This is a genomic window from Nonomuraea antri (genome assembly GCF_013283785.1).
In the GTDB taxonomy this organism is placed as follows: domain Bacteria; phylum Actinomycetota; class Actinomycetes; order Streptosporangiales; family Streptosporangiaceae; genus Nonomuraea; species Nonomuraea antri.
This window is the reverse complement of sequence record NZ_JABCPZ010000109.1, coordinates 21,525-34,120: the sequence shown is the minus strand read 5'-3', so window position 1 is coordinate 34,120 and position 12,596 is coordinate 21,525. Positions and strand designations below refer to the sequence as shown.

The 12,596-nt window shown below is 73.6% G+C and carries 14 protein-coding genes; 3 read left to right on the top strand and 11 right to left on the bottom strand.

Features of this window, described 5'->3' with window-relative positions; genetic code table 11:
• The 6 genes from HII36_RS30580 to HII36_RS30555 form a co-directional block, all read right to left on the bottom strand.
• On the bottom strand, positions 1 to 964 hold a 964-nt coding region (locus tag HII36_RS30580; RefSeq protein ID WP_173526747.1), incomplete at its 3' end, for an RNA polymerase sigma factor.
• Positions 961 to 1,128, bottom strand: coding sequence for a hypothetical protein (locus HII36_RS30575; RefSeq protein ID WP_173526746.1), 168 nt, complete (start codon positions 1,126 to 1,128; stop codon positions 961 to 963). The genes HII36_RS30580 and HII36_RS30575, both read right to left, overlap by 4 nt.
• Entirely contained in the window at positions 1,125 to 1,430 is a 306-nt protein-coding gene (locus HII36_RS30570) for a YciI family protein (protein WP_217370165.1), read from the bottom strand. The genes HII36_RS30575 and HII36_RS30570 overlap by 4 nt, the downstream gene beginning before the upstream one ends.
• Positions 1,427 to 1,774 carry a YciI family protein gene (locus HII36_RS30565; protein ID WP_173526745.1) on the bottom strand — a complete coding sequence of 116 codons (348 nt, stop codon included), beginning with the start codon at positions 1,772 to 1,774 and terminating at the stop codon, positions 1,427 to 1,429. Before HII36_RS30565 ends, HII36_RS30570 begins: the two co-directional genes overlap by 4 nt.
• 72 nt (positions 1,775 to 1,846) lie before the next feature.
• Positions 1,847 to 2,077 carry a hypothetical protein gene (locus HII36_RS30560; protein ID WP_173526744.1) on the bottom strand — a complete coding sequence of 77 codons (231 nt, stop codon included), beginning with the start codon at positions 2,075 to 2,077 and terminating at the stop codon, positions 1,847 to 1,849.
• Positions 2,078 to 2,226: 149 nt separating this feature from the next.
• Complete coding sequence (locus HII36_RS30555) at positions 2,227 to 4,224, bottom strand: HelD family protein (protein ID WP_173526743.1); 1,998 nt, start codon at positions 4,222 to 4,224, stop codon at positions 2,227 to 2,229.
• Positions 4,225 to 4,291: 67 nt separating this feature from the next.
• Here HII36_RS30555 and HII36_RS58090 point away from each other — a divergent pair, with 67 nt between their 5' ends.
• A complete protein-coding gene (locus HII36_RS58090; protein ID WP_173526742.1) occupies positions 4,292 to 4,978 on the top strand; it encodes a TetR/AcrR family transcriptional regulator in 687 nt (228 codons plus the stop codon).
• Here HII36_RS58090 and HII36_RS30545 read toward each other — a convergent pair.
• Complete coding sequence (locus HII36_RS30545) at positions 4,923 to 5,270, bottom strand: DUF4440 domain-containing protein (RefSeq protein WP_173526741.1); 348 nt, start codon at positions 5,268 to 5,270, stop codon at positions 4,923 to 4,925. The two genes, HII36_RS58090 and HII36_RS30545, sit on opposite strands and share 56 nt — an antisense overlap.
• Positions 5,271 to 5,293: 23 nt before the next feature.
• Positions 5,294 to 6,157, bottom strand: coding sequence for an SDR family oxidoreductase (locus HII36_RS30540; protein ID WP_173526740.1), 864 nt, complete (start codon positions 6,155 to 6,157; stop codon positions 5,294 to 5,296).
• 71 nt (positions 6,158 to 6,228) lie between these two features.
• On the opposite strand from HII36_RS30540, the gene HII36_RS30535 reads away from it, so the two are divergent.
• Positions 6,229 to 7,155 carry an AraC family transcriptional regulator gene (locus HII36_RS30535; RefSeq protein WP_173526739.1) on the top strand — a complete coding sequence of 309 codons (927 nt, stop codon included), beginning with the start codon at positions 6,229 to 6,231 and terminating at the stop codon, positions 7,153 to 7,155.
• Between the two features lie 33 nt (positions 7,156 to 7,188).
• On the opposite strand, the gene HII36_RS30530 is transcribed toward HII36_RS30535, so the two are convergent.
• The 3 genes from HII36_RS30530 to HII36_RS30520 all read right to left on the bottom strand — a co-directional run bounded on the left by HII36_RS30530 (position 7,189) and on the right by HII36_RS30520 (position 11,514).
• Positions 7,189 to 8,160 carry a tyrosine-type recombinase/integrase gene (locus tag HII36_RS30530; protein ID WP_173526738.1) on the bottom strand — a complete coding sequence of 324 codons (972 nt, stop codon included), beginning with the start codon at positions 8,158 to 8,160 and terminating at the stop codon, positions 7,189 to 7,191.
• 94 nt (positions 8,161 to 8,254) lie between these two features.
• Positions 8,255 to 9,910 carry an acetolactate synthase large subunit gene (locus HII36_RS30525; protein WP_173526737.1) on the bottom strand — a complete coding sequence of 552 codons (1,656 nt, stop codon included), beginning with the start codon at positions 9,908 to 9,910 and terminating at the stop codon, positions 8,255 to 8,257.
• Between the two features lie 407 nt (positions 9,911 to 10,317).
• Positions 10,318 to 11,514, bottom strand: a complete 1,197-nt coding sequence (locus tag HII36_RS30520) for a cysteine desulfurase-like protein (RefSeq protein ID WP_173526736.1) — start codon at positions 11,512 to 11,514, stop codon at positions 10,318 to 10,320.
• Positions 11,515 to 11,523: 9 nt separating this feature from the next.
• Between HII36_RS30520 and HII36_RS30515 the strand changes: the two genes are divergently transcribed.
• Entirely contained in the window at positions 11,524 to 12,579 is a 1,056-nt protein-coding gene (locus HII36_RS30515) for a winged helix DNA-binding domain-containing protein (RefSeq protein ID WP_173526735.1), read from the top strand.
• Positions 12,580 to 12,596 lie beyond the last annotated feature (17 nt).

Below are 12,596 nucleotides of genomic sequence, written 5' to 3'. Positions count from 1 at the left end.
CCGCCACGGCCACCGCGCGGTTGAGTCGTACCACGGCCGAGCCGGTCAGGGCCTCCAGCAGCTCGTAGAGCGCGGCGATCTCGGCCCAGTCGGTGTCGCCGGCGTGGGCGGCCGAGGCGTGCTCGGCCGCGATGGCCGCCTGCACCAGGTACGGCCCGGGCGGCCCAGGCGTGAGGATGCCCAGGGCCTCGGAGATCTCGTCGTGCCGCCACCGCGACCGGTCCTGTTCGGCCAGCCGGACGATGCGGCCGGCGGCGTCGAGCCTGGCGTCCCTGCGCGCGTGGTGCAACATCATCAGCGCCAGCAGCGCCCGTACCTCGGTGTCGGCGGGCATCAGCTCGGCCAGGAGGCGGGCCAGCGCGATCGCCTCGGCGGCCGGTTCGTCGCGTATGAGCCGTTCGCCCTCGGCCGCCGCGTAGCCCTCGGTGAAGATCAGGTAGATCACGGCCAGTACGCCGTCGCGCCGCTCGGCCAGCTCGTCGCCGGACGGCACCCGGTACGGGATGCCCGCCTGGCTGATCTTCTTCTTGGCCCTGGTCAGCCTGGCCGCCATGGTCGGCTCGCTGACCAGGAACAGCCGGGCGATCTGACGCGTGCTCAACCCGCCCACGCAGCGCAGCGTCAGCGCCACCCGAGCCTCCATCGACAGCGCCGGATGGCAGCAGGTGAACACCATCCGCAGCCGGTCGTCCCCGGGGGCGGGGCCGGGCTCCTGATCGACGATCAGTTGCGGCAGCTTGCGCGCGGCCACCGCCGAACGCCGCAGCCGGTCGACCGCCCGCCTGCGGGCCGCGGTCAGCAACCACGCGGGCGGGTTGGCTGGCACCGGCGGCCAGGCGGACACCGCGGTGGCGAAGGCGTCCTGCAGCGACTCCTCGGCCAGGTCGAGGTCGCGCAGCTCGGCGGTGAGCAGGGCGAGCAGGCGCGCCCAGTGCTCGCGGTACGCCTGCTCGACCGCGCTCATCCCACGACCGCACTCATCGCGCCACCCGCACTCATCGCGCCACCCGCCCTGACCGCGACGACGGCCCTGACCGCGATGACGGCCCTGACCGCGATGACGGCCCTGACCGCGATGACGGCCCTGACCGCGACGACAGCACAGACCGCCGCGACGACCGCGATCATCCGACCACCGGCCGGACCTCGACGGTCGGCTCGGGGCAGGCCTTGGCCAGTTCGATCGCCTCGTCCAGGTCGCGGGCGTCGATCAGGTAGAACCCGCACAGGCGCTCGGTCGACTCCGCGAACGGGCCGTCGGCGCGCAGCTCGTCGCGCAGCGACACCGCCCGGCCGGGGCCGGTCAGCTCCTCGCCGTCGACGTAGGCGCCGCGCGACTTGAGCAGCTCGATGAACCCGTTGTGCGCCTCGTACGAGTCGGCGCCGGTCGGCCACGCCCAGTCGCCGTACATCAGCAGCACATATCTCACGGCGCCACCTCCTCGGAGACCGGGCGGATCTCCACGCCGCCGGACGGCATGGCCGTGGCCAGCTCGACCGCGTCCGCCAGGCTCGCCGCCTCCACCATCAGGTAGCCGGAGATCTGCTCGACGGTCTCGGCGTAGGGGCCGTCGGTGACGAGGATCCGGCCGCCGTCCTTCCTGATCGTGGTGGCGGTGGAGGAGTGGGCCAGTTCGGCGCCGCCGAGCGCGGCGCCCCGCCGGCCGAGCAGCCGCTCGAAGGCGCCCCACTTCTCGTAGACGGCCTGGCGCTCCTCCGGCCCGGCCTGCGCCCAGGGGCGTTCGTCGCCGATGGCGAACAGCACGTACTTCATGTCGGTCCCTTCTGTCTCCTCCATGACGTACGGCCGCCGCGGAAATCGACAACCGTGCGGGAAGAAATCAGATCACGCCGACATTGTGGCCCGCAGCAGCGCTCCCAGCGCCATGCCGATCAGCATGGCCGCGGCGCCGGCGACGGCGGCCCACTTGCCCAGCCGCTCGCCGCGCACGTGGCCGATGATGCCCAGCGCCACCGCCACCGGCCCGAACACGATGGGGAAGAACAACAGAGCCACCGCGGCGCTGACGAACCCGATGATCGACAAGATCTGGGTGCGGGATTGCGGCCTGGGCACGGGGGTTGGTTGAGTCCACCCCGCCTCACGGGCGGGACGGTCACTCTCGGGGGTCGGTTCCTGGGCGGCGGTCACTAGCTGCTCCTCTCAGTGTGCGACTCATCACACACTGAAGTCGGGGATGCTGTCGACTCGGCGCTTCGGGATATCTACCCATTCCACCGGGCTTCTGACAGGGAACAAAGCTGTGGCGGCAGGGGGCGGGCGTGCACGACGTCCAGCCGGGAGACCGCCCGGGTGAGCGCGACGTACAGGCGGTTGAGCCCGCGCGGCTCGGCGCCGGCGATCGCGGCCGGCTCGGCCAGCACCACGTGGTCGTATTCGAGGCCCTTGGCCAGGGTGGCGGGCACGACGCCGAGGCGGCCGCCGACGTCCAGGCCCGCGTTCCACAGCGACTCGGTGAGCGGCTCGGCGTCGGCGTCGGCCGCGATCACCCCGATCGAGCCGGGGAACGCCAGCGCCTCGCGCGCCGTGACGGTCACGCCGGCGGCCAGGTCGGGCACCCGCGTGACGCGGAGCCTGCCGTCGCGGCGGTGGGAGCGGGTGGCGGGAACCTGCGCGCCGAGCGCCGGCAGCAGCGCGTTGGCCAGCTCGGCCACGGCGGCCGGCACGCGGAACCCGGTGGTCAGCGCGATGACGGTGGCGTCCGGCTTGCCCAGGGCGGCCAGCCGTTCCGGCCAGGAGGTGGCCGCCCACGGCGTGGTGGCCTGCGCCAGGTCGCCGAGCACGGTGATCGAGCCGTGCTCGGCCCGCCTGGCCACCGCCCGGCACTCCATGGGCGACAGGTCCTGCGCCTCGTCCACGATGACGTGGCCGTAGCCGCGCGGGCGCTCGATCAGGCAGGCCAGCTCGTCCAGGAGCACCAGGTCGGCGGACGACCACTTGGCGCTCTTGTACGTCCTGGGCGGCCTCGGCCAGGCGACGGCGGTGCGCTCCGCGGCGGTCAGCAGGTGCTCGGGCGGCGCGCTGAGCACTTCCCACAGCACCTGCTCGGGCCGCACGGCCGGCCACATCACGGCCACGAACGGCTCCACCGCCCGCCCCATCGAGCGCAGCCACGCCGCGTTCGCCGCCCGGCCCCGCGACTCGGCCTGGCGGCGCACCAGCTCCACCAGCCTGGCCCTGACCCGTTCGCGGCCCACCCCGTACGGCAGCGCGGCCCGCCGGGTGTCGTCGATGACGCGGCGCAGCTCGTCCTCGTGGATCCGCCACCGGAAGGAGCCGTCGGCCACCACGACCGGCTCGACCGGCTCGGCGATGCGCGCGTACAGGGCGTCGCGCAGCACGTCGGCCATCTTGACGTCGTGCTTGACCAGGGCCGCGGCCGCGCCGTCGGCCGCGGTGACCTCGGCGCGGCCGAGCAGCCGCTCCAGCGTGGACTGCTCGACCTCGGCCTCGCCGAGCGCGGGCAGCACGGCCGAGATGTAGCCGAGGAAGGCCCGGTTCGGCCCCAGGACCAGCACGCCGGCCCGCTCCAGCCGCTGCCGGTGCGCGTACAGCAGGTACGCGGCCCGGTGCAGGCCCACCGCCGTCTTGCCGGTGCCGGGGCCGCCCTGCACGACGATCGAGGTGTCGAGCCCGGCGCGGACGAGATCGTCCTGCTCGGGCTGGATGGTGGCGACGATGTCGCGCATCGGGCCGACGCGTGGGCGTTCGATCTCGGCCGCCAGGATCCGGCTGTGCCCCTGTTCGTCCGGTTCGTTCAATGAGCCCTGGTCGAGTCGTTCGTCCTCGTACCCGGTCAAGGTGGTGTCGGACCAGCCGAAGCGGCGGCGCAGCGCGACGCCCTGCGGCTCGCGGGCGCTGGCCCGGTAGAACGCGCGCGACACCGGCGCGCGCCAGTCGATGACCACCGGCGGGCCGCCGTGCTCGCCGGTGATGTGGCGGCGGCCGATGTGGTAGGCGCGGCCGCGGTGCTCGGCCGAGCCCGGGCCGAAGTCGAGCCGGCCGAAGAACGGCGGCCCGTCGGGCTCCTCGCTCAGCTCCTTGGCCAGACTCTTGAGGTGGCGGCCGAGCCGTTCCGCGCTGTATCTGTCGCCGGCCACGCTCTCGCCGACGATCACGTTCTCGCGCGCGCCGTCGAGCATTCTGCGCAGCCCGGCCCTGGCGCGGACGACGTGTTCCCGCTCCTCGTCGAGGGGTTCCATCCCGCCTCCACAAAGTGTTAACTCGGTCAATAATTTAACCAGGTTAACACTTTGCTAGGCTGTGCACATGACAGGACTGCGGGAGCTGCAGCGGCAGCGGGCGCGTGCGGCGATCTCCGGCGCGGCCGTCCGGCTGTTCCTGGAACGCGGATTCGACGAGGTGGGCGTGGCCGAGGTCGCGGCGGCGGCCGGCGTGTCCAAGCCGACGCTGTTCAAGTACTTCCCGACCAAGGAGGACTTGGCGCTGCACCGCATCGTCGACCACCGGGAGGAGTCGGCGCGGGTGGTGCGCGCGCGGCCGCCCGGGCAGCCGCCGCTGGAGGCCCTGCGCCGCCACTTCCTCGACGCCCTGGCCCGCCACGACCCGATCACCGGGCTCAACGACCACCCCGAGGTGGTGGCCTACCACCGGATGGTGTTCTCCACCCCGGGCCTGGCCGCCCGGCTGTTCCACCACCTGGCGCAGGACGAGCAGGCCCTGACCGCCGCCCTGGCGGAGGGTTCCGGCGCCGACGAGCTGACCTGCGCGTTGCTGGCCGGGCAGATCCTGGCCGTGCAGCGGGTGCTGGCGCGGCGCACCTGGCAGTTGCTCGCCGACGGCGCCCGCGCGGCCGACGTGGAACCGCGGGCGCGCGCGGCGGCCGCGCGGGCGTTCGCGATGCTGGCGGCCATCCCGGAAGCCACGGCCATCCCAGAAATCACGGCCCTCCCGGAAGCCGCGTCTCCTGCAGGTGGAGCCAGCGGCCCCGGCTGAGCACGGCGGTGGCCCGCCGGCCACTGGTCCCGTCGTGCCACTCCTCGTACGTGACCACCTGGAGCCCGGCCGCCTCGGCGACGACCCGGACGTCGCGGACGTCGATCGTCAGACCGGGCGCCCGGCCGTGCGCGGCGCGTACCTCGGCCAGCACGTCCTGCGCGCCGAGCACCCGGCCGTCGGGCGCGCACAGCTCGAAGCCGGGATCGTGCGCGTCGGCGAAGACGGCGAACTCGCCCGGGTCCGCCGCGCCCGAGAGCCAGCGTTCGATCACCCGGTGGTGCCGCACCACCTCGGCCTAGGCCTCCTGGCGGGTCACGGCGACACCGGCCACGTCCTGGCCGCGATCCAGTCGCGCATCGGGGTCGGACGGACGCCCAGCCGGACGGCGACGCCCGGGTCGGCGGCGTAGAACCGGTCACCGGCGGGCAGCCCGCCCAGCCAGCGATAGGTGGCCGCGACCCCTTCCGCCGCGTCCGGCCCGAGCAGGCGGGACAGGCCGGCGGCGAACTCGGCCACGTCCTGCGCGGCGTAGCGGACGCCCGGCCCGAACGCCGCCGCCAGTTCCGGTCCCGTCACCAGGTCGGCGCCGCCCAGGTCGAGCGTCGCGCCGGCCAGGCCGTCCACGGTGAGCGCGGCGGCGGTGGCGGCGGCCAGGTCGGCGTGCGACAGCCAGGACACCGGTAGCCCGGCGGGCAGCGGATAACGCAGCACCCCCTCGGCCGCCAGCGGCCCCGACACCCAGGGGGCGAGCAGGTTGTCCAGGTACACCGGCGGGCGCAGCACCACGGCGGGCAGCCCGCTGTCCAGCAGCGCCGCCGCCGCCCACCGGCGCGTCTCGAAGGCGGGCACGCCGGTGACCTGCGCGGGGATCCGGTTGCCGGTGTTGAACACCAGCCGCCGCACCCCCGCCGCGCCGGCCGCCGCGACGACGTTGCCGACGTAGGTCTCGACCCGCTCCCTGTCGTAGGTCATCGGCAGCAGCACCGCCGCGTGCGTGACCCCGTCGAACGCCTCCTTCACCCGCGCCGCGTCGCCCAGGTCGCCGGGGAAGGGCCGCACGCCGTCCGGGACGTTCGCGGTGCGCGCGAACCCGCGGACCCGGTGCCCCAGCCCGGCCAGCAGCCGGGCGATCGCACCGCCCTGGGCGCCCGAGGCGCCCGTCACCAGGAATCTCATGCCGTCCAGCTTCGCCCGCCACCGGCGATACGCTCGATAAAGCCACGTCCGATGAACTTTAAGGATCGTCCATGAGCGCGGACCTGCTGAGCGAGCTGCTGGCGCCGCTGCGGCTGCACGGCGTCTTCCACAGCCGCTGGTCGGCGCGGGCGCCGTGGGGCGTGGCGGGGGAGCGGGAGAGCTGCGCGCTGCTGCACTACGTCCAGGACGGCGCGTGCGTGGTCGAACTGCCGGGGGCGGCTCCGGTGCGGGTGCGGGCGGGGGAGCTGGCGGTGTTCCCGCACGGCACCGCGCACCGGCTCGCCGACGCGCCCGGCCGGGCCACCGTGCCGCTGGCCGCCGTGCTGCCCGAGCGCGTCCCCGGCGCCACGCGAACCGTGCGGATCGACGGGCCCGGCGCGGTCACCACGCTGTTGTGCGGCGGGCTGCACTACGACGCGGCCGCCGCCGCGCCGCTGTACCGGGCGCTGCCCCGGCTGCTCGTGCTCGACGCCGCCGCGATCGCCGGCGAACCACTGCTCGGCGACCTGCTGCACCGGCTGTCCCAAGCCGGAGGCGAGGGCGCGGGGGAGCCGGGGCTGGCGCTGGTGGCGTTGCGGACGTTCGAGCTGGCCTTCGTGCTGGCGCTGCGTGCCGCCCTGGCCCATCTGGCCGACGGCGAGCCGGTGCTGCGCGCGCTGCGGCACCCGGGCGTCGCGGCGGCGCTGCTGGCCGTCCAGAACAGGTTCGCCGAGCCCTGGACGGTCGAGACGCTCGCCGCCGAGGCCGGGATGTCACGCTCGGCGTTCGCGGCCACGTTCCGCGAGCTCGTCGGCCAGGCGCCGATGCGGCACCTGACCGCGCGCCGGATGCAGGAGGCCGCGCGGCTGCTCGGCGACACCGGCCTGCCGCACAGCGCCATCGCCCAGCGCGTCGGCTACCAGTCCACGGTGGGCTTCCACCTGGCCTTCCGCCAGTGGTACGGCACCACCCCCGGCGAGCACCGCAAGGCCGGCTGAAACCGCGGCCCGGCTGAAACCGCGGCCCGGAGCTCAGGCGAGCGGGCGGGCGTCGGGCAGGCGCAGCCGGTCGACCGCGTCGCGGCGGGTCTTGTCCGGCCGCCGGTCGTAGCGGGCCGTGGTGGCCGGCGACGCGTGCCCGACCAGCGCCTGCGCCGTCGCCAGGTCGACCCCGGCGTCGAGCAGTTCGCCGATGAACGTGCGGCGGAAGTCGTGTGCGGTTCGCCGCGAGGCGCCGGCGGCGCCGAACCTGCGGGCCAGGACATCGGCGATGGCCTGCCCGGTCATCCCCGCCGGCCGGCCGTCGCGGGTGCGCAGGTGACCGTACTTGCCGATCGGGCTGAACAGCGCCCCCGGGCCGCCGCCGCGCACCGCCAGCCAGCGTTCGAGCAGCCCGATCGCCTCGCGCGTGAGGTAGACCAGCCGCTCCTTGTCGCGCTTGCCGCGCACCCGCAGCGAACGCCCGGCCGGATCGTAGTCCGACAGGCTCAGCCCACCGATCTCGGCCCGGCGGCACCCGGTGGAGTACAGGACCGCGATCAGCGCCGCGTCACGCACCCCGGCCGGCGAGTCGTCGCAGGCCGACAGCGCCGCGCCGACCACCTCGGGCGGCACGTGCTGACCGGTGGGCAGCCGGTGCTGGCGCACGGGCGCCAGGTCGGAGGCGCGGGCGAAGTCCTCGGCGCTGGTCTGGCCGAGCCGCCAGGCCTCCTTCAGCACCCGCCGCAGCGCGACCAGGTGCTTGTTCACGTAGTTCGCCGACCAGCCCTGGTCGGTGAGCAGGGTGCGGATGCGCACGGTGTGCTCGTAGCGCAGCAGATGCCACGGCTGCCCCGCGCCGGTCGCCGTCTCGTCGCCGGTGAGCAGGCGGGCCAGCCGGTCGAGGCAGCCGCGCATCGTGCGGCGCGACTCCGGGCTGGTGAGTGAGTCGAGGTAGACGTGGTAAGGGTCGCGCACCGGCTCCACCGGCAGCGCGGGGGTCTCGGGCAGTGCGGGCACGCTCACCTGGACGATCTTACGACGCCCGCCGCCCCACGGGGCGGCGGGCGTCGACCCAGAACGGGCCGTCTCAGAACGGGCCGGCCCAGAAGAGGCCGGTTCAGAACGGGCCGGTGAGCTCGCCCAGCATGTCGGTCAGCGCCAGGTTCGCCGAGTAGTCGACCGGCACCGCGATCACCGACACCGCGTCGTCGGCCAGCGCCGCGCGCAGCGTGGGCAGCAGCTCGGCGGCCTCGGTGATCCGGTAGCCGCGGGCGCCGAAGCTCTCGGCGTACTTCACGAAGTCCGGGTTGCCGAACGCGACGTGGGAGTCGCGGCCCAGCTCCAGGTTCATCTTCCAGCCGATCAGCCCGTACGCGTCGTCCACCCAGACCAGCACCACGATCGGGATCCGCTCGCGCACGGCGGTCTCCAGCTCCTGCGAGTTCATCAGGAACGCCCCGTCGCCGGTGGCGGCCAGCACTCGCCGCTCCGGGTGGGCCAGCTTGGCGGCCAGCGCGCCCGGCACGGAGAAGCCCATGGACGACAGCCCGTTGGAGACCAGCATGGTGTTCGGCTCGTAGGTGGGATACATGCGGGCCATCCACATCTTCACCGCGCCCGTGTCGGCCAGGACGATGTCCTCGCGGCGCATCGCCGTCCTGACGTCGGCCACCACGCGGGCCGGGGAGAGCGGGAAACGGTCGTCCGCGCGGCCCTGCTCCAGCTCCTCGCGCAGCAGGGCGCGGATCTTCTCGCCGGTGCCGTTGACCTCGAACCGCCGGTGCACGGCGTCGCCCAGGATGTGCAGCGACCTGGAGATGTCCCCCTGGATGCCGACGGCCACCGGGTAGTGGTCGTCCACCTCGGCGGGGAACCGGTGAATGTGGATGATCTTCTTGTCCCGGCCCGGGTTGATCTTGGCCGGGTCGAACTCCTGCAGCTCGTAGCCGACGCTGATGAGCACGTCCGCCTCGTCGAAGCCGAAGTTGACGTAGTCCTGGCGCATGAAGCCGACCGCGCCCAGCGCGTTGCGGTGGTCGTCGGGGAAGACGCCCTTGCCGTGGAACGTGGTGGCCACCGGCAGCCCCAGCCGCTCGGAGAAGCGCACCAGCGCCTGCGCGGCCCCCGCCCGCACTGCGCCGTGACCGGCCAGGACGATCGGCCGGACGGCGGTGGCCAGCACGTCGGCGGCCCGCGCGATCTGCGCCGGCGACGGGTCGTGCGGGCGCACCACGTTCACCGGCAGCGGACGCAGCCCGTCGGGCACCGCCGCCTTCTCGACGTCCTCGGGGATCGCCAGGTACACCGCGCCGGGACGCTCGGTCTGCGCGGTCTTGAACGCCTTGCGCAGCATCTCGGGCAGCGCCTCGGCGGCCGGCACCAGCTCGGCCCACTTGGTGATCGGCCGGAACAGTGACACCAGGTCCACCACCTGGTGCGACTCCTTGTAGATGCGGTCGAGCCCGACCTGCGCGCTGATCGCCACCACCGGGGTGCTGTTGGTGGTGGCGTCGGCCACGCCGAGCTGCAGGTTGATCGCGCCCGGGCCGAGCGTGGCCGAGGCCACGCCCGCCTTGCCGGTCAGCCGGCCGTAGATCTCGGCCATGAACGCCGCGGCCTGCTCGTGCCGCACCAGGATGTAGCGGATGGACGAGTCGTTGAGCGCGTCGACGAAGTGGATGTTCTCCTCGCCGGGGATACCGAAGACGTACTCGACGCCTTCCGCCTCCAGAGCCTTGACCAGCAACTGTGCCGCGCTCGCCTGCGTGGACATGGAAACACGCCTTCTTTCACGATCGATTCGACGGTGAAAGCACCAAGAAGGCACAGTTCATTCCGGGCGGACGGCTGGACCGTCCGCCCGGACGGTCGAGCCGTCAGCCGCGGGTGTCCACCCACACGGCGACGATCATCTGCGAGGTGATCCTGGTCCGGGAGACCGATCCGACGGGGACCCACCGCCGCTGCAGAAGCTCGACGCGAAGCCTCCGCTGACCTGGGAGGTGCATCCGGTGGGAGTGGCCAGGGCCGGCGTGGCGAATCCGGCGAGCAGCGCCGCCGACAGCGCGGTGACGCCCGCCGCCCGTCTTCCTCTGTTCATGCATGGCTCCTGAGTGCCCGCTGATGGTGGTGCCCGGGATTCGGCGTGGCGGCCCGCCTGGATTCACCTTTCAGGAAACTTCACCGAGAGCGGAGCGAGGCCACGCCCTCCAGCAGGCGGTCGACGTCCGAGCGGTCGTTGTAGTGCACCAGCCCGGCGCGCACCGCGCCGCCCGAGTCCCTGATGCCCAGCGCGGCGGTCAGCTCCCAGGCGTAGTTGTGGCCGTTCCACACGTTCACCCCCAGCCCGGCCAGGTGCTCGGCCACCTGGCGCGGCGTGTGCCCGGCCACCGTGAAGTACGCGGTGGCGGTGCGGCGGGCCGGCTTGCCGTAGAGGGTGACGCGCGGCAGCGTCTCCAATCCCTCGGCCAGCACCTGGAACAGCTCCAGCTCGTGCCGCTCGGCGGCGGCCATCGAGGCGATCAGGCGCTCGCACCTGCCGCCGGTGCCGGTGCCGGTGCCGGGGACGAGGTTCGCCAGGTGGTCCACGGCCGCGGTCACCCCGGCCAGGTCGGCGACCGCGGTGGTGCCGGTCTCGAACCTGTCGGGCACGGTGTCGGGCGCGGGCGCCAGCTTGTCCGGCCTGATCGTCTCCAGCAGGGCCGGGTCGGCGACCACCGCGCCGACGTGCGGGCCCGACCACTTGTAGGCGCTGGTGGCGTAGAAGTCCGCGCCGAGCTCGCGCACGTCCACCGGGCCGTGCGGGGTGGCGTGCACGCCGTCCACGTACGTCAGCGCGCCCGCCCGGTGCGCCAGCGCGGCGATCGCGGCCACGTCCGGACGGGTGCCGAGCACGTTGCTCGCCGCCGTCAGCGCCACCAGCCTGGTGCGCTCGGTGATCAGCGTGGCGTACTGCTCGACCGGCAGTTCCCCGGTCACCGGATCGACCTCGGCCCAGCGCACGCTCGCCCCCGTCTGCACCCAGGGCCGCACGTTCGCGTCGTGGTCCAGCCTGGACAGCACCACCTCGTCACCCGGCCCCACCAGCGCCCGGGCCAGCCGGTAGGTCAGCGTCGTCATGTTCGGCCCCAGGATCACGCCGTCGGGGTGGCCGCCGACCAGGTCGGCGATCGCCTGGCGGCAGGCGTCCACGATCGCGCCCGAGCGGTGGCTGGCCGCGAACGCGCCGCCCACGTTGCCCAGGCCGGAACGGTAGGCGCCGGCGATGGCGTCGATCACCGACTGCGGCGTCTGGGTGCCCGCGGCCCCGTCGAGGTAAGCGTGGCCGTCGGCAAGGGCGGGATAAGAGGAACGTACCGATGTGATGGGGAAAGGCATGATAGGTAAATGCTCACCCTCAGGGATCTCAACCGTGCCACCCTCGCCAGGCAGTACCTGCTGGAACGGCACCGGGGCGAGCCGGCCGACGTGGTGCGCCGGGTGGCCGGGCTGCAGGCGCAGGAGCCGCGGCCGCCGTACCTGGGCGTGTGGACGCGGCTGGCGGACTTCGTCCGCGACGACCTGCACGCGGCGCTGCACGCCCGCACCATCGTGCGCGCCACGATGTACCGCGGCACGCTGCACCTGGTCACCGCGGCCGACTTCGCCGCCTTCCGCCCGCTGCTGCGGCCGATGCTGGCCGCCGCGGCCCGGCGCTTCGACGACGTCGACTTCCCCGCCGTCGTGGCCGCCGCCGACCGGCTGCTGGCCGCGGGCCCGCGCACGTTCAACGAGCTGCGGCCGCTGCTGCAGAAGGAGTTCCCCGACGCCTACGACCGGGCCCTCGGGTACGCCGTGCGCATGCTGACCCCGTTGATCATGGTGCCGACCGGGGACCGGTGGAGCTACCCGCGCGAGTCGGCGTTCGCGCCGCCCGGCGTCGAGCCTGACCCGGCCGGCATGGAGACGCTGGTGGAGCGGTATCTGGCCGCGTTCGGCCCGGCCACCGTCGCCGACGTGCAGACCTGGTCGGGGCTGGGCGGGCTCAAGGGCGTGGTGCACGGCATGCGCGACCGGCTGGTCACGCTGGCCGACGAGCGCGGCAGGGAGCTGTTCGACCTGCCGGACGCGCCCAGGCCCGGTGGCGACGTGCCGGCGCCGGTGCGGTTCCTGCCCGACTTCGACACGCTCGTGCTCGGCCACGCCGACCGCACCCGGGTGCTGGCCGAGGAGTTCAAGGGCCGGGTGGCGACCAAGAATCTGCGGATCAAGGCCGTGTACCTGATCGACGGGTTCGCGGCGGGTACGTGGCAGATCAAGCGCACCACCAAGCAGGCCAAGCTCCTCATCACGCCATTTATCACGACAAATCTAGATTTGTTGGAAGAAGAAGGTCTGAAACTCCTCTCCTGGGCGGAACCCGATGCTTCGTCGTCCACCCTTGAACTGACCGACCCGGTTTGATTGCCTTCGGGGCGGAG

Excerpts from the sequence above, each read along its gene's own strand:
- HII36_RS30575 (WP_173526746.1), bottom strand. The coding sequence starts at position 1,128 with ATGATCGCGGTCGTCGCGGCGGTCTGTGCTGTCGTCGCGGTCAGGGCC.
- HII36_RS30565 (WP_173526745.1), bottom strand. The coding sequence starts at position 1,774 with ATGAAGTACGTGCTGTTCGCCATCGGCGACGAACGCCCCTGGGCGCAG.
- HII36_RS30555 (WP_173526743.1), bottom strand. The coding sequence starts at position 4,224 with ATGGAACCCCTCGACGAGGAGCGGGAACACGTCGTCCGCGCCAGGGCC.
- HII36_RS58090 (WP_173526742.1), top strand. The coding sequence starts at position 4,292 with ATGACAGGACTGCGGGAGCTGCAGCGGCAGCGGGCGCGTGCGGCGATC.
- HII36_RS30540 (WP_173526740.1), bottom strand. The coding sequence starts at position 6,157 with ATGAGATTCCTGGTGACGGGCGCCTCGGGCGCCCAGGGCGGTGCGATC.
- HII36_RS30535 (WP_173526739.1), top strand. The coding sequence starts at position 6,229 with ATGAGCGCGGACCTGCTGAGCGAGCTGCTGGCGCCGCTGCGGCTGCAC.
- HII36_RS30525 (WP_173526737.1), bottom strand. The coding sequence starts at position 9,910 with ATGTCCACGCAGGCGAGCGCGGCACAGTTGCTGGTCAAGGCTCTGGAG.
- HII36_RS30520 (WP_173526736.1), bottom strand. The coding sequence starts at position 11,514 with ATGCCTTTCCCCATCACATCGGTACGTTCCTCTTATCCCGCCCTTGCC.
- HII36_RS30515 (WP_173526735.1), top strand. The coding sequence starts at position 11,524 with ATGCTCACCCTCAGGGATCTCAACCGTGCCACCCTCGCCAGGCAGTAC.